Annotated in this window: 11 protein-coding genes; all 11 read left to right on the forward strand. The window is 53.1% G+C overall.

What is annotated here, in order from left to right:
• Window positions 1-139: 139 nt before the first annotated feature.
• The 11 genes from QU597_RS08370 (at window position 140) to QU597_RS08420 (ending at window position 17537) form a co-directional block, all read left to right on the forward strand.
• Entirely contained in the window at window positions 140-2038 is a 1899-nt protein-coding gene (locus QU597_RS08370) for a cache domain-containing sensor histidine kinase (RefSeq protein ID WP_310832219.1), read from the forward strand.
• Between the two features lie 2 nt (window positions 2039-2040).
• A complete protein-coding gene (locus tag QU597_RS08375; protein ID WP_310833262.1) occupies window positions 2041-3345 on the forward strand; it encodes an ABC transporter substrate-binding protein in 1305 nt (434 codons plus the stop codon).
• Between the two features lie 42 nt (window positions 3346-3387).
• Complete coding sequence (locus tag QU597_RS08380; protein WP_310832220.1) at window positions 3388-4452, forward strand: LacI family DNA-binding transcriptional regulator; 1065 nt, start codon at window positions 3388-3390, stop codon at window positions 4450-4452.
• Between the two features lie 53 nt (window positions 4453-4505).
• Window positions 4506-4832 carry a hypothetical protein gene (locus QU597_RS08385; RefSeq protein ID WP_310832221.1) on the forward strand — a complete coding sequence of 109 codons (327 nt, stop codon included), beginning with the start codon at window positions 4506-4508 and terminating at the stop codon, window positions 4830-4832.
• Window positions 4833-4853: 21 nt separating this feature from the next.
• Entirely contained in the window at window positions 4854-5216 is a 363-nt protein-coding gene (locus tag QU597_RS08390) for a DUF6547 family protein (protein WP_310832222.1), read from the forward strand.
• Window positions 5217-5587: 371 nt separating this feature from the next.
• Window positions 5588-9691 carry a X2-like carbohydrate binding domain-containing protein gene (locus QU597_RS08395; RefSeq protein WP_310832223.1) on the forward strand — a complete coding sequence of 1368 codons (4104 nt, stop codon included), beginning with the start codon at window positions 5588-5590 and terminating at the stop codon, window positions 9689-9691.
• Between the two features lie 353 nt (window positions 9692-10044).
• The gene (locus QU597_RS08400) at window positions 10045-12327 is read left to right on the forward strand and encodes a helix-turn-helix domain-containing protein (RefSeq protein ID WP_310832224.1); all 2283 of its coding nucleotides are present in this window, start codon (window positions 10045-10047) and stop codon (window positions 12325-12327) included.
• A gap of 318 nt (window positions 12328-12645) precedes the next feature.
• Window positions 12646-13527 (forward strand): ABC transporter permease, encoded by an 882-nt coding sequence (locus tag QU597_RS08405; protein ID WP_310832225.1) that lies wholly within the window; start codon window positions 12646-12648, stop codon window positions 13525-13527.
• 14 nt (window positions 13528-13541) lie between these two features.
• Window positions 13542-14459, forward strand: coding sequence for a carbohydrate ABC transporter permease (locus QU597_RS08410; protein WP_310832226.1), 918 nt, complete (start codon window positions 13542-13544; stop codon window positions 14457-14459).
• Between the two features lie 113 nt (window positions 14460-14572).
• Entirely contained in the window at window positions 14573-16249 is a 1677-nt protein-coding gene (locus QU597_RS08415; RefSeq protein WP_310832227.1) for an extracellular solute-binding protein, read from the forward strand.
• A gap of 154 nt (window positions 16250-16403) precedes the next feature.
• Entirely contained in the window at window positions 16404-17537 is a 1134-nt protein-coding gene (locus QU597_RS08420; RefSeq protein ID WP_310832228.1) for an SGNH/GDSL hydrolase family protein, read from the forward strand.
• Window positions 17538-17667: the final 130 nt, after the last annotated feature.

A 17667-nucleotide genomic window follows, 5' to 3' on the forward strand; every position in this document is an offset into this window, starting at 1 on the left:
CGGGAAGAAGCGGCCTGTTAATTATAGGTATTGGACTTTTTCTTGTGAAACTTGGAGCTAACAAGTATAATTATTTTGTTAGGTAATTGTTATGCTGGCTGAAAAAGTTAGGTAAAGCTGATTGAAGGAGAAGGACCGGATGAAAGTAAAGTACAAGCACAACTGGTGGTCCTTTATTGGGGACATGGGCATGGAACGAAAGCTGCTCCTAGTCTTCCTGGTTATTATTACACTGCCGCTTTCGGTTATCAGTGTGATCAGCTTCAAGAGCTATACACAGTCGATCCAAGGTAACACGGTTGCTTATTCGGAGAAGCTAATCGATCAAATGATGGATGGGGTCGACGACTACATAGAAGACATGAAGCGAATTTCTTCGATGCCTGCGTATGTAAACGATATCAAACAGAATCTGATCCGCTCCAACCGCTATTATGCACAGAAGAAGCTGACTGAAGGAGATACAGACCGGAGCAGTGTTGCACCAGGTGATTTTGATCTGCTTCTGTCCATCCAGAGAGGGATCGAAGGCAATATTTCCTTCATCAACAATATTAAACGGGGGACGAACTCTGTCTATATTTTTGATGCCTACGGCAATGGCTATTATTCAGCTAAGGATGGCGGTGTGCGGCTTGATCTGGATCAGAGCTACAAATTCTGGAGCCAGCAGGTGAAGGATTCGAGCGGTGAGGCGCTGCTGTTCGGCACTCAGGCCTATACCACCAATCTGCAGAGTACCCGTTATGCTTATACGGTTGTCCGCAAAATTGTCGACGGCCTCTGGAACCCGATCGGACTGATTGCGGTAGAAGCCAATGTCAGCAACTTGGAGTTCCAGGTGGCGGAGCTGGATGAGGTAACTCATGGCAAGTCCCTGATCGTAGATGAAGCGGGCAAGGTCATTTATGACAGTGACCAGAAGCTGTTAACAATGGATATTTCCCATACTTCACTGTTCCGCAGTGCCAAGGGAGCCGCCGGAAGCTTTTATGATACGGTGTCGGGTAAGGAACGCCTGAACATTTACTCGAGTTCCTCGAAGACAAACTGGAAGGTAATTATCTCCATTCCGGTCGATGAATTGACCCGTGATGTGAAGCTGACCCGCAACGCAACCTTGGCGGCGACACTGATTATTATCGTACTCGCATTGATTATCTCCATTATTCTGTCCTTTGCCCTGACCAAACCGCTGACACAAATGATTCAGCTGATGAAAAAAGTGCAGAACGGTGATCTGGATGTCAACTTCCGCGTGAAACGCCGGGATGAAATAGGCCTGCTCGGTCATCAGTTCAACCGTATGCTCGCGCGCATCCGCCAGCTGATCGAGGATATTTACCGGATAGAGGAGCAGAAGAAGGAAGCGGAGCTGCATGCGCTGCAGAGCCAGATCAATCCGCATTTCATTTACAACACACTGGAGTCTATCCGCATGACTGCGGAAATCAACGATGATGTAGAAGCAGCTGACATGATTTCGATTCTGGGCAAGCTGCTGCGTTACAGTACCAGCGATTTGTCCGGCCATACAACAATGAAGCAGGAGCTGATGTATGTCCGCAATTATGTTGAACTCTTAGGCTGCCGCTATCCGGGGCGGTTTGTGCTGCAAATTGATGTTCCCTGGGAGCTGGATGACTACTCGATTATCAAGCTGGTGTTCCAGCCGATTATTGAGAATGCCGCCTATCACGGGCTGGATGACAGCAAGGAACATATGCATCTCAGTATCAGCTGTGAGATTACTGAGCACAAGCTGCTGTTTCATATCCGCGACGACGGCTGCGGGATGGACCGGGTTACCCTGGACAAGCTGAATGACAATCTGAAGCTTGAGACACCTCCGAAGAAAAGCATAAACGGAGGCATCGGGATGAAGAATGTGCATCAGCGGGTCCAGTTGAACTATGGAGCGGCCTATGGCATAGAGGTGTTCAGCGAACCCGGAAAGGGCACAGATGTAATTCTGTCCCTGCCGCTTCCGGGACCGCAAGCCAGCAAGCCGGAGACAGAAAGGAGCAATCTGTTTTGAAAATGACAAAAGCATACTGGACACTGCAAACGATGCTTCTGCTCCTGTTTCTGCTCCTGCTGTCTGCGGGCTGTGAGAACCGGAGCAGCAGGCAGGAGCCTTCGGCAACGCCGGCTGCGGATAATGAACAGAGTAGTCTGTCAGGTAATATCCTTATGCTGACCAACCGGATCGATCTTATTGAGAACGGCACGATGCAAGGATACGCGGACCAGTTTATAAAGAAGTATCCGAAGGCCAGTGTTGAATTCGAGGGTTTATCCAATTATGCCACCGACATTCTGGTGCGTCTCTCTACCAAGGATGCCGGTGATGTGCTGCTGCTGCCGGTCAATCTGCCTGCGAAGGAACTGAGTTATTTTTTTGAGCCGCTGAGTGCAGAAATGTCTGCCCATGAGCGGTTCACTACCTTCGCTACTTATGCCGGCAAAAGATATGGCTTATCTACAGGGACAACCACCAGCGGGATCGTTTACAATAAGAAGGCGTTTAAACAGGCGGGGATCACCGAGATCCCTCAGACGCTGGATGATTTCTACGCCATCTGCGCCAAGCTGAAGCAGGCGGGTATTATACCGCTGTATATGAATTATGGTGCGGTCTGGCCGCTGCGGGAATGGGGCAACAATATGGTCAACTATATGACCGGCAATCCCGATTATATGAATAACATGGTTCATGAGAACAGCCCCTGGCAGCTGGATAATGAGTGGGGGCAGTCGGTGGGGATTGCCAGAGCCCTGATTGCCAGAGGCTACGTGGAGGAAGAGCTGTTCTCCAACAGCTGGGAGATCTCCAAAACCAAGCTGGCGAAAGGTGAGGCGGGTATGTACCTGACCGGAAACTGGACGATCAGCCAGATTCTGGACGCCGGAGCTGCTCCGGAGGATATCGGTTTTTTCCCGTTTCCTTATGATAATGGGGCCTCGCACTATGCGCCTCTTAACCCTGACTGGTTCATTGGAGTCAGCAAATTCAGCAAAAACAAAGAATTATCGATGGCCTGGGTGAATTTCCTGGTTAAAGAAACCTCCTATACCTCAGAGGGATTCCTTCCGGCAGATGATCATGCAGAGCCTTCGATGGAACAGTACCGTGAATTCCTTTCCTATCATCCGCAGCTGGTTGAAGCCACTGTGCAGACGGATGCTTTTATAGATATGGCCAACCGCTCGAAACTGTCGTTTGCCTCAGGGGACTATATCCAGGAGCTGATTGCCGCACCTGATTTACAGAAGGCTTTTGATGAGTTAAATGAGAAATGGTTAGAAGCCCGGGGAGGGCAGCTGCCCTCTTCGCAGCCTTAAAGGCAGTACACTTAATCTAAGAACACATTGGAGGTTATACATATGGCTAAAAAAGTTACGATGCAGAAAATTGCCGATCATCTGGGCGTATCCAAGTTTGTCGTTTCCAAGTCTCTTTCCGGCAAGGGCGGTGTCAACGAAACAACGAGAGAGCGGGTAATCCAGGCCGCTTCGCAGCTGGGCTATTTCACCCAAAAAAATGCATACATGCAAAATATGAAGCGTTCCTCCCAGGCCGCAGGAGGGGACCGGAACAAGCAATCGGTACTGGTGCTGATGCCTAATATCCGCTCACAAACGCAGGACTCCTTATATTGGGGGAAAATTGTTGACGGGATTGCGCTTGCCCTTGATCAGGAAGGCCTTGGTATGGTTATTGTCTCTGAACACCGTGCCGATAATTTCGTGAATATCCTCAATCCGAACGGCCTGCTTGGCCTGGTAGGGGTGGGTCAGATCTCTACCTCACTGCTGCTGGAGGTGCACCGGATCGGCCTGCCGATGGTGCTGATTGACCATGAAGACCCGTTAATTCCGAGCGATACGGTGTTTGCGAACAATATTGATTCGATGGCCCGGCTAAGCAATCATCTGCTGGGTATAGGCCATACGCAGCAGCATTTAATCGCCCCGATCCGCTATTCCCGCAGCTTCAGGGACCGCTGGATCGGCTTCCGCAGCGCGCTTGAAGAGAATGGTATGAAGCCTCCCGCCGGTGACGATGAGATGCTAATGCTGGAGGATATGGATTCCGTAGTATTTCATGAAGAGTTCAAGCAGTGGCTGCTCAAACGGAAAAAAGCCAAAAACCTGCCGACCGCGCTGCTATGCGGAAATGATTTTACCGCCCTTACGGTTTGTGAGGTGCTGAGGGAGGAAGGCTTGAATGTACCGGCTGATGTCTCCGTGACGGGTTTTGACAATATTGAAGATGCAACCAGGTGTGTACCGCCGCTTACGACTGTACATGTCCCCAAAGAAGCAATGGGCCGGGCCGCAGTAGAGAAGCTGCTGAACCGTATCCACAACCCGTCTGCGCCGCTGGAAAAAATCTTGATCGCAGCCGATATTGTCCATCGGGATTCCGTGGCCGGGCCGCGGAGCTGATCTATTTATGTTTGGAATGCCACCATACTACTAATGTGAGGAGAAATCATGTAATGAGCTATGATGTGCATATTACCCGGGCAGGACACTGGACGGAGAGCGGCAGCAATCCGATTTCCCTGGAAGAAGCCAAGGCCTATTTTGCTTCTCTAGGGGAGTTTGAGTACAGCAGCGGAATTTCCCATAAAAGCCCATTCGGAACGCTCAGTATCGGGGGAGATTTCTTCAACTGGATTGATGAAGGGGAGAGCGTGCCGTTCAGCTATACGCAGGGCAGGATATCCGTGTCCAGAGCGGATGATTATGTGATTGACAAGATGAAGGAGGTCGCAGCAGGGCTGGGCGCTAAAGTGCAGGGAGATGAAGGGGAAGTTTATTAAACTAGCTATAGGAGGCTAAAGATGAAGGATCAGCCGCTAGAATTGTATAAAGCCTTTGTCGATGACTTGGTAGAGCGGTCACCAGGTCCGTATGTCCGCTGGATTATGGAGAAGGGCTGGCCTGAAACTGAGGAAAATGCACGTGTTAATAAGGTGCTGCAGGAATTAACCGTGGAGCAAAAAGAAGTGTTTGTCCTGATTGCTCAATCCTCGCGCGATGGCGGTATACATGATGTCCTTGTCTATTTATCGGAACAAATCAATCTGAATGGAATGGACATCTCCTTCGGCGGCGTAGCGTTGGCTAAGGAACCCTTTGGTACAGAACTGTATTGTGACTGGGTATACCGCCGTGAAGGAGATGACTGGCCAGATCCCGAGTAGCCCGAAAAACCGCTCTAGAAGGTATCGAGAGCAGGTACGGTAATAACCGTGCCTGCTTTTTGCATTTCTTCTTGGTTTCATCTAACTTCCTGCATGCTTTCACTACTGATAAGCGATGAAGTCTCCCGAAGCAGAAATTTGGATGCACCGCTGAGCATTTGCCCCCTGTCGCTTGCGGTGAAATGTACGTTCAGCGGCGCAGATGTACCTACCCAAGGCTTGGAAAAAACAATAATATCAACTCGTGTAGAAAGCGCTGTCACACCGTTTGCCGGCTTTGTTTTGTAAACGTTTCCCGGGAAATAACACGAATTGGCCTACGTACGAGTACGACCACTTAAAACCATAGGGGGCGGGAGTATTTGAAGCGAATGAGGAGAAAGCTGGGTTACATGCTGCTGATGTTGATGACTGTTGTCGCGCAAATTGGATTCACCGGAATCGGCTGCAATGTAGCGGAAGCGGCGGATAAAGAGCTGGCCCAGAAGCCTTATATGGGTTGGAGCAGTTACAGCATGCAGGTGTATGACGGTCCGCAAGGCAACTGGATTTCAGAGCAGAAGCTCAAAACAATGTCCGATGTCATGCATGAGAAGCTGCAATCACACGGTTATGAATATATCAATATCGACGCGGGCTGGAACGGCAGCATGGACGGATATGCCCGGCCTATTCCAAGCACGATGCTGTATCCAAACGGCTTCGAGAACCTGATCGATTACATCCATAACAACGGCCAGAAGGTCGGAATCTATCTGATTCCGGGCATGTCCAAAGAGGCGTATGAGCAGAACCTGCCAATCTACGGCACGGAGTACCATATGCAGGATATCGCTTACCTGCCTTTGCAGAAAGCCGACTATTGGGATATCGGTTATAAAATCGACTTCACCAAACCCGGTGCGCAGGAATACGTCGATTCTATCGCCGACCTGATTGCATCCTGGGGTGTTGATTTCGTCAAATTTGACAGCGTTACTCCGGGCTCCGGCTACAACAACACCTCCATCGATGCCCGCGGCGATGTCGCCGCCTGGTCCAAGGCCCTGGCCAGACACGGGATCTGGTTTGAGTTGTCCTGGGCACTCGACCACAATTATGTGGACTACTGGAAACAATACGCTAACGGCTGGCGGATTCAGTGGGACGTGGAAGCCTATAATCCCGAAGTCGGGCTGACACAGTGGGCCAATATTGCCCGCTTGTTTCCCGATGCCGCGTTGTGGTGGAGAGATGCCGGCCCCGGAGGCTGGAACGACTTCGATTCTCTGAATGTCGGCAACGGCGCCATGGACGGTTTGACCAAAGACGAGCGGCAGACCGCAATGACCTTTTGGGCGGTTTCTGCAGCCCAGCTGTATGTGGGTAACGACCTGACACGGCTGGACGATTACGGGCTGCAATTGCTTACCAACGACGAAGTCATTGCTGTCAATCAGGCGGGACGCCCCGCGCATCCGGTATCAACCGGAACGCAGCAGCAGGTCTGGTATGCCAACAACGGAGACGGCACCTATAATGTGGCGTTGTTTAACCTGGGCAGCCGCAGTGCTGAAGTGAAAGTCGACTGGAGCGATTTCGGACTGGTAGGTCCGGCGTCTGTCCGTGACCTGTGGAGCCACACGGAACTCGGCACGTTTGACACGGGCTTCAGCGGAGGTATTCTGGAGCCGCATGCCTCACGTATGCTTAAGGTAACGGCCAAAGGCGGCGTTTCCGCCGTCAATAACGATGACACCGGCATGCGTTATACCGGCACGTGGTCGCGCAGCGGCGGTAAAGAACTGACGGAAGCGGCGCAGGATCTCAGCGTCGTCATTACCGATACTTCATTAGATGTCCCGGCGGAGCCTGAACAACCGGGGAACGGCAACGGCGGAACGACCGTTACCCGCTCGGTTTACGTCAATGACAGCGACAGCCGGATTCAATATCACGGATCTAGCTGGAATAACCAGTCGGGCCGCCCGACTGGCGATTATAAATCCGATGTGCATTATACCGAGCACAATGGAGATTATTTCGAATATACCTTTACCGGAACGGGAATCGACCTTATAACCGAAAAGGATTCCTCGCAGGGCGATATTGAAATTTATCTGGATGACGATGTTACGCCGGAAACGGTCAGCACCTATAGTAATGGAGACCGAGAAGTACAGCAGGCGGTGTACAGCATATCCGGGCTGCCAAGCGGTGAGCATACGCTGAAGGGGGTCAAAGCTTCCGGTTCCTATATGCTGCTCGACGCGCTCAAGGTGACGGCGGATAAGCTGATCGTGCCGGACGGCAGCAGCTTTGACAAGGAGATCAGCAAGCAGGCTGATCTGAGTGCCGAACTGTTGCTGGGCGCCGATTCATTCCTCGGCATCCGGAACGGCGCTACCCCGCTGGTTATCGGCACCGATTATGAACGGACCGGCAGCACGGTTAAGGTTTTGAAGAATTACCTGCTGAAGCAGCCGTTCGGCGAGACCACACTGATCTTCGATTTTGAAGGCGGCGGAGGCGAACTCTGGCCGATCGAGATCAAGACGAGCGCAACGGCAAGCAGCTCGATTGTGCCGGCAACGGGCAGCTTTGACAAAGCGGCTTCACTGCAGCAGGACATTGCCGTTGCTGTGGATTTGAACGGCAATACGCTGACGGCCATCGAGAATAACGGCACGCAGTTAACAGAGGGCAATGATTACACCTTTGAAGACGGTACCGTAACCTTGAAGAAGGAGTATCTTGCCGCCCAACCGGTCGGGCAGACCGCATTGACCTTCCTGTTCAGCGCCGGTGACCCGCAGCTGCTGACGCTCCAGATTACCAATACGAACACTGTACAGTACATTGTGCTCAACAATGATGATTCATCAATCAAATACACCGGTTCCTGGTCGCGTAACAGCGGCAGAACCTTCGGTGATTACATGGACGACGTGCATTTCACGGAGCAGAACGGAGACTTCTTCGAATATACTTTCCGGGGTACCGGTATCCAGATGTATACGGAGCTGGATAACTCGATGGGCGACGTTGATATCTATGTTGATGGGCGTTTTGAGCAAACGGTCAGCACCTATAGCAGTACCCGAAAGGTGCAGCAGAACGTATTCAGTGTCTCCGGGCTGCCGGAAGGTCTGCATACACTGAAGGCAGTGAAGAAGAATGGCACCTATATGCTGCTCGATATGCTGAAGGTCGAGGTGCCGGATCTGATTAACCCGGTCACTGCAAGCTTTGATAAAAACGTCTCTGCACAAGCCGATGTAGTCGTGCTGCTGCTGCAGGAGCCGGGGATGTTCAAAGGCATTTCCAGCGGGGGCAGCCTGCTTCATGAGGGCACCGATTACACGTTGTCGGGTAACAAGGTCACCTTGAGCAAAACGTACCTTGCCAACCAGCCGACGGGTACGCGGAAGCTGACCTTCCAATTTGGCGGGGACTATCAGAACGATGTGCAGTGGACAGCTAACAACGGTGACTATGTCCAGTACGTCTTCAAGGGCACAGGTGTTCAGCTCGTTGGACCGAAGGGTCCGGTGCTCGGCGAAATGCAAATATATGTCGATGGTACGCTCAAAGATACGGTTGACGCGAACCATGTCAGCCGGCAAATTCAGCAGAACCTTTACAGTATTTCCGGGCTTGCGGACGGCTTGCACACGATTAAGGTGGTGAAAAAATCGGGCGATTTGCTGCTGATCGACCAATTGAAATATACGGTGGGCGCAAGCGGCGGTTCGCCGGGCACCCCGGATCCGGGCACCCCAAGCCCGGGTACCCCGAACCCAGGCACACCGAACCCGGGCACCCCAAACCCGGGTACCCCGAACCCGGGCAACTCGAACCCGGGCGGCACGGTTGCCACTCCTACGCCATCGGCAACACCGACGCCGTCGCCAAGCGGTAATCCGCTAAGCCCAGCGCCGTCGCCGGCAGCATCGCCGTATCTGAAGGGCTATGCGGACGGCCAGTTCAAGCCGGACCGGAATATCACGCGCGCCGAGATCGCTTCGATTCTCGCGAACGCCCTTGCTGATAAAGAGGGCGGCAGTGCAGTGGCGTTCAGCGATGTCGGCTCCGGTTCATGGGCGGCGGAAGCCATTGCCAAAGTGACGAAGCTGGGGCTGATGCAAGGGTATTCTGACGGCTCCTTCAAGCCGGACCAGCCGCTGACGAGGGCGGAGCTGGCTTCACTGATCGTTCCGCTGCTGCCTGAAACAGCCGGCCAGGGCCAAGGCTTCTCCGACATTGCCGGAAGCTGGGCGAAGGCGGCCATCCTCAAAGCCCAGGCGGCCGGCATTCTGAAAGGATATCCGGACGGCTCCTTCCGGCCGGGTCAGCCGCTTACCCGTGCAGAAACGGTGGTGGCGATGAACCGCGTGCTGGGCATCTCCGCCGCCGGCAGTGCAGCAACCAAGTTCAGCGATGTTCCGGCTACGCACTGGGCGTATGCCGACATCCAGGCCGCGACGGCTCCCTGAAGCCTGACGCGCGCTTTCATCTGAGACTTTCCCGCAGAACAAGGCTGCCGGGGACCCGGACTATCCGGGTCCCTTGGCGCCATTTTTCGAAAGGGGGCAGAAGCATAGCACCGTGAGGTGCTTTTTCGCGTCAACCGGTGGAGCGCTTTCCGGGAATTCGGGGCAGACAGAGGCGCCCGTTTGTATTAAACTTTATAAACGGGAAGAGACAAATTCAGAGACTCCCCGGAATTTCTAATAAAAGGCAGTGAACACCCCTGCGGTAATCGCTGCTTTTTATTAGGTTCCGGTATGATCCGCTCCGGCAGAGATATACAAAAATGATAGCGCTACCAAAAGGGGGAGGTCATTTTATGCATAAATACTCTAACGTCTTCCGCAGATTTTTATTCTCCTATCTCATCATTCTGATCATTCCGAGCATCGGCGGGTATATGTCCTACCGCACGTCCATTACGGTAACGCAGGCGCTATCCATCGAGAACAGCGTGACTCAGCTACAGAAAAGCCAGGATATCCTGGAGCGCCGCATGGCCGAGGTTGAGGGCTTTACGCGGCAGCTGGCGATCAATAAACAGCTCAGTGTACTGATGAACGAGCGGGACAACAGCACGAATGTCTACGGAATCTGGAATACGATGCAGAATGTGCTTACCTCCGGCCAAACAAACGATTTTCTCCAGGACTATTATATTTATCTGGCCAATTACAATCTGATCCTGACTTCGGGCTCCACTTACCGTCCCGAGTATTTTTACGAGGTGTTTCATTATAACGATCTGTCTCTGAACGAGTGGCGCAAGGAATTCCTCGAGAAAACCCACCGCAGCGAAATCCGCCCGCTGAGCCCGTTTGTGGAGCGGACTATCCAGACCTCGGTTATTACCTATATGCAATCGCTGCCGCTGGACAGCTTCAAGGACTCTTCGCCCGCCGTCGTCATTGTCAACATCGATGAAAAGGTGATCTCCAGCATGCTGACGGGCCTGACCGAGCGGTACGGCGGCTGGGTGCATGTCAGCGACGAGAACGGGAATACGATTGTTCAGCAGGGGGAGGATGCCCCGTACATCAGCAAGCTTGCGACTGATCCGGCTTTTGACAAGAACAAGGTCAGCCAGTTTTATGAAGATGATCTCGTCATTACAACCCGTTCCGGAAAAAACGGCTGGGTCTACCAGGCCGGTATTCCGCGCAGTGTGCTTCTGGAGAACGCAAACCGGATCAAATACAGATCATGGGCCATCACCGGCGGAACTTTGCTGCTCGGACTCATGGCCGGTCTAGTGCTGGCTTACCGGAACAGCGCACCGATTAACCGGCTGGTCGGCGTCATGAGGGAGCAGTTCGGCAAAGAGGAGACCCATGAGCGCGACAGCTTCGACTTCCTGAGCGGTAATATTGCCGATATGATCACGAAGAACAAACAACTGGAGAGCGAGCTGGGCCGGCAGCTGCCGCTGATCCGTGATGCCTTCCTCAAGCGGCTGATCGCCGGCGAATTCGAATCCCGGGACGAGATCATCTATGCGGCGGAGCAGGCGGACATTCAGCTCGGACCAGGCGCCGGGTATGCGGGTGTGATCCAGATCAGCGGGTATTCCGGCATGGACAGCGTTGAGATTCTGAACGAGCTGAACGCGTCGCGGCTGCTGCTCAAGCAGGCGCTGTCGGAAAGGGAGCCGGCGATATTGACGACGGATACCGGTTCGGATAAAGTCGTCGCTCTGTTTCTGGCCGGGGAAGGAAGCCCCGCGGAGGAGAAGCGGATCTCGCAGATCATGGAGAGTCTGACAGGGTATTTGTCCGAAGAATACCGGATGACGATCCACGCAGGACTCGGCGATCATTTTGCTGCAGTGAACGAGGCCAGCCGTTCTTTCGAGCAGGCGAAGCAGGCGCTGGAATACACGGTGTACGTCAATAAAAAAGGCATGTTGTGGAGCCGTGAGGCAGGAATCGAGAACACAACCTATTATTATCCGCTCGATACGGAGCAGCGCCTGATCAGCACGGTCCGCGCGGGAGAGCTGGAGGAGGCGAAGCGGATCATCAATGAAATCTTCGCCCAGAACTTCGGCCAGCGTGAGCTGTCTGTGGAGATGAAGCATCAGCTGGTCGGCGAGATGAAGGGGACCTTCCTGAAGCTGCTGGATCAGAAGACGTTCCTGGAATCGCCGCTGTTCGAGAATACCAAACGCAGGATCATCGATATCGACTTTTCCGATCCGCTGGAGAGCATCCGGGAAGAGCTGCATAGCATCATGGAGGAGATGTGCAGCTTTGTCGTAAGCAAAAAGAAAGACGCGCATATCCTGATTATCCGGCAGATGTATCAGTATACCGCGGAAATGTATGCCGATGCCGAGCTTACGCTGTACCGTGTCGCCGAGCATGTCGAGCGGCCGGAGAAATATATCTCCCAGCTGTTTAAGGAGGTCACCGGTGTCAATTATTCCGACCATCTGGTTAAGGTGCGCATGGACCAGGCCGCTATGCTGCTGAAAGAGAGCAATTATACCGTCGACGAAATCGCCGCGCGGGTCGGCTACAACAGCTCACATTCGTTCCGCCGGGCGTTCAAACGCCTGACCGGCATTTCACCGAGCACGTACAGACAGTCGCACATTGAATAACCCCCCTCACGGCTGTATCGTCCCCTTAGGACGGTGCAGCCGTTTTTTGTTGCCCGTGGACGGGCAGCAAGCTGAAAAATGGCTGTACCCCTGAGTTTTGCCCCCTCCAAAACGGGCGATCTGTACGTCAAACCGCGCAAGTGTACCTATCCAAAGCCGGCAATCATCCACTATGATGAGCTCGTGTAGAAAGCGCTATCACACATTACCGGCAGTTTATCAGGGGGGATTATTCTGGAGAAACCATTGGCTACTCACCATACGGCAGTGCCCCACAGAAGGGGCGAAGGGATTCTGGCAAGAACCGGAAGAAAAATAATGAAGCACTGGCAGCTGCATTTACTGGTTATACCGCCAATCCTGTTCTTCCTTATTTTTAAATACTATCCGATGCTGAACGCGGTGCTCGCCTTCAAGGATTACAACGTCATTAAAGGCATCTGGGGCAGTCCGTGGGTCGGTTTCAAAAACTTCCAATTGTTCTTTGAGAATCCGATGTTCTGGACCTTGCTCAAAAATACGCTGAAGCTCAGCGGCTACCTGCTGCTGGCCGGCTTTCCGATTCCGATTCTGCTGGCGCTGATGATCAACGAAATCCGCGGCGGACGGTTCAAGCGGTTCGTGCAGCTCATCTCTTTTGCACCTTATTTCATCTCGACCGTGGTGATGGTCTCCATTATCATGCTGTTCCTGGCTCCGCGCCTCGGGTTCGCCAACATCGCACTCAACTTTTTTGGAATGGACTCGATCAACTTCCTGGGTGAGCCCGGCATGTTCCGTTCCATCTATGTATGGTCGGACATCTGGCAGACGGCGGGGTACAGTGCAGTCATTTATCTGGCGGCGCTCGCCGGGATCGACCCTACGCTGTATGAAGCGGCCAAGGTCGACGGTGCCTCGCGTTTTCAGAAGATCCGCCATGTGGACCTTCCGGGCATCGTGCCTACCATCGTCATCATCCTGATCCTGAATGTGGGCAATGTAATGGCGCTTGGATTTGAGAAAGTATATCTGCTGCAAAATCCGCTGAACATCGCGAATTCCGAGATCATTGCGACCTATGTGTATTCGATCGGCCTGCTGAACGCGAACTACAGCTTCGCGACCGCTGTCGGCCTGTTCAACTCCTTGATCAACCTGGTCCTCCTCGTAACGGTCAACGGAGTCGCTAAACGCATCACCAACAACAGTATTTGGTAGGAAGGAGTTCCTGTATGGCAGCTACGGCAGCAGTTCCTAAGAAAGTCCCAAAGAAAATCAAAGAATCGGCGGGCGACCGCATTTTTCTGACTGCAATATACATCATCCTTGCACTGGTGGTCATCGCGATCATCTATCCGCTGATCTTCATCATCAGCAGCTCCATCAGCAGTCCGGCTGCAGTAACGTCGGGCAAAGTGTGGCTCTATCCCGTCGACATTTCGTTCAAAGGCTTCAGCGTTCTTTTGAAAACGCCCGAGATTACGACCGGTTATCTGAATTCCCTCTTCTATACGACCGCCGGCACGCTGATCAGTGTGACGCTGACGATCATGATAGCTTATCCGCTTTCTCGGCGGACGTTCTTTGGACGCAATGCGCTGATGATGGTCATTACGTTCACGATGATCTTCAGCGGCGGTCTCATTCCGACGTACATGGTGGTCAAGGAGATGCATCTGATCGACACCCGCTGGGCTTTGCTCATCCCGAATGCTATCTGGGTGTGGCAGGTGATCATCGCACGCTCGTTTTTTCAATCCTCGATTCCCGAGGAACTGCTGGAGGCCAGCGAGATTGACGGCTGCAGCGATATGCGGTTTATCCGCAGTGTGGTGCTGCCGCTTTCTAAGCCGATCATTGCGGTGCTTGTCCTAATGTACGCGGTAGGGCAGTGGAATTCCTATTTTGATGCTCTGATCTATTTGAAATCGGCCAATTTGTTCCCGCTACAGCTCGTGCTGCGCAGCATCATTATCATGAACAACAGCTCCGGCAACATGGACGCGATGGCGATGGTTGAAAGACAGCAGCTGTCCGAGCTTCTGAAGTATTCGCTGATCGTCGTGGCGACGCTTCCGGTGCTGATCATTTATCCGTTCGTGCAGCGGTATTTCGTGCAGGGGATGCTGGTCGGTTCCGTAAAAGGCTAAGTCCCTGCCCTTAAGCCTATGCGCTTAACCAAGTTAAGGGGGTGATCCGCCGGACTTTACGGCTGGACATTGTAGGCAACACTTGTCTAAACTAAAAAAGGGAGTGATGACATTTGAAAAAGAAACTGCTAAGTCTGCTATCGCTGGTTATGGTCTTCACCATTATCATCAGCGGCTGTTCGGGCAATAACAAAAATAATGTGAACAATGCCGCAAACGCCGAAAACGGTACGGAAGCTACGCAGGGAGTGGACGCCAAACCGGTTGAAGTCAGTGTCTTTGCCGTCCAGGAATCGGGCATCGATATCCCAACCAACAAGTTCACCCAATTCGCGGCTGACAAGTTCAACATTAAGTTCGACTGGGAGATCAACCCTTCAGACGGTGCCAAGGAAAAACGCCAAATCTCGCTGGCAAGCGGCGACTATCCGGATGCTTATCTGATCACCGCCTACATCGATGAATTCTCACAAGCCGACGTGTTGAAATACGGCAAGCAGGGCGTATTGATTCCGCTGAACGATCTGATTGACCAATATGCGCCGAACATTAAAAAGGCGATGGAAGAGTCACCTGAAATGAAAACGCTTTATACTGCTCCGGACGGTAATATCTACGGCCTGGGCGCATACACCGAATGCTTTCACTGCTCGTATCCGAATAAAATGTGGATCAACACCGAATGGCTGAAAAAGCTCAACATGGAAATGCCGAAGACGACCGAAGAATTCAAAGCCATGCTGACAGCGTTCAAAACCAAAGACCCGAACGGCAACGGCAAAGCCGACGAAGTGCCGCTCAGCGGTTCCACCGAAGATTTCGGCGTGCGCATCGTTCCGTATCTGATGAACTCATTCGTGTATGACGATGACCGTAACTACCTGAATCTGCAGGATGGTAAGGTTGTGTCCGCAGCCGTTACACCGGAATGGAAGGAAGGCCTGACTTATATCCGTTCGCTGTACACCGAAGGGCTGATCGATCCGGGCGCATTTACGCAAAATGCGGAAGCTTTCAAAAAAATCGGCGAAAACGCCGATGCGGAAATCCTCGGCGCCGGCGCCGGTATGCACCCTGCCATTTTCATCAATATCGATCCGGGCAACACCCGGTCGGCGCATTACAATCCGTTAGCGCCGCTCACCGGACCGTCGGGTATCTCCTATGCTACGCATGATGCTGGCGGAGTATCGCCAGGCGCCAAATTTGCCATCACCAACAAAGCCAGCAAAGAAGCGCAAATTGCCCTGATCCAATTGGTAGATTACATGTATACGCCGGAAGGCCAGACCAACGCGGCCAGCGGAATGAAAGGCATCGACTGGGAAGATCCGGCACCGGGAGACGTGGCGCTGGGTGAAGGCGTAACGCCTGTAGTCAAAACTATTCCGATGAAGGAAGGCGAAGCGCCGCGCAACGCCGGATGGAGCGGTATGGGCCACTTCTATATGCCGAAAGAATACCGCGACACCTGGGTACAAGGCACCGACATTTATGCATCGGACGGCTATGAGCGCAGATTGTATGATGCTTCTTTATTGTATCAAGGCCATGAACCGAAGGAACTGTTCCCTCTCTGGTCGATCTGGATCGATCCTAGCGAAATCGATGAAGCCAGCATGCTGCAAACGAACCTCAGAAACTACATTGAGCAGAATGAGCTGCAGTTCATCACCGGCAACAAGGATCTCAACAAAGACTGGGACGCTTACGTCAAAGGCCTGCAAGACCTCAAGCTGGACCGTTACCTGGAAATTCTGCAAAAGGCGTATGATTCGTCAGTCAAATAAAAACATGGACAGAAGGCCCCGGGCGCAGCGGGTAACCCGGCGCTGAAGGCTAGACTCGATGCCGGCTCGTATTTCAGGCCGGCATCGCTGTTTCCTGGCGGCAGCTTCGGACGCGGGCAGCTCAAATGACGAAAGGAATACAGAGGAGAAGATCATGCCTGAACCCAATAACAACAACGGTTTTTATATTGCAGAACGCGGAGGACTCCCCCGTTTCCGCGCCAAGCTGCGGCATAAAGGTAGCCTCAGGGTTGCATTTCTTGGCGGCTCGATCACCGAAGGCGCCGGTGCTTCGGAAGCGGAATCCGCCAGCTGGCGGGCGCTGACTGTACAGTATTTACAGCGGGCCTATCCGGGGCAAACTTTTGAATTCATTAATGCAGGCGTCGGCGGTACAAACTCTTCGCTCGGGGCGCACCGGTTTGAGGAGCATGTGCTGTACAGCGGCCCCGTTGACCTGCTGTTCGTCGAGTTCAGCGTGAACGATGGTGAGGAGCGGAGCGAATCGGTCCGCGGAATGGAGGGGATCGTCCGCAAATGCCGCCGGCTCTCGCCTGAAGCGGATATTTGCTTCGTCTATACAGCGGCACCTAAGAATCTGACTGGCCCGCTGCCTTTTAATATTGCCGTTCATGAAGAGGTGGCTGAGTATTACGGCATTCCGGCCGTTAATTTCGCCTTCCGCATCTATGAAGGGATGCAGGCGGGAGGGATCGACTGGAGTATCCTGGCACCGGACGGTTACCATCCGCATGATGCCGGATACGCGCTCTATGCCGGATATATGCAGGAATATCTGGTTTCTGCACTTAGCGGACCGGCGGGCGGGGCGCCAGAACCGAAGGCGTGGCCGGCGGTGCCGCTTGAAGCCGGCAATTATGAATACGGAATTATGCTGCCTTATAGCGCTGCTGCATATTCCGCAGAGTTCAGGACAGCCGTGCTGCTTCCGGATGACCCGCTGATGAACTGGCGGTTCTCCACGGAGCACAAGGCGGCGGAGCAGCCGGGGGCTGAATTATCCTTCACCGTCACAGGGCAAAGTGCGGGTGTCTTGCTTTTATACGGCCCGGACTCTGGAATCTTTGAATATTCTGTCAACGGCGAGCCCTTTACGCCGGTCAATTTGTTCGATGACTGGTGCCTGAACGCGTACCGTCCCATTCCTGTGCTGTTCCCGGTCCGGACAACGCGCGGACCGCTGTCTGTTGTGATTCGCAATACAGGGCAAAAGGATGTTAACAGCAAGGGAACCGGCCTGCGGGTCCTGAAGCTGCTTGGCAACTGACGGGAGAGAGTGCCATTTCTTTGGCGCATCAGGAGCAGCTTCCGCTGCCGGAAGAAGCTTTCCGGCTGACGGCGTATTGCGATACGGAGATCAAAGGAAACTGCTGGACCGTCTAGGGTTGGCCGGCAGT

The sequence above is a fragment of the Paenibacillus pedocola genome (assembly GCF_031599675.1).
Taxonomy (GTDB): Bacteria; Bacillota; Bacilli; order Paenibacillales; family Paenibacillaceae; genus Paenibacillus_AQ; species Paenibacillus_AQ pedocola.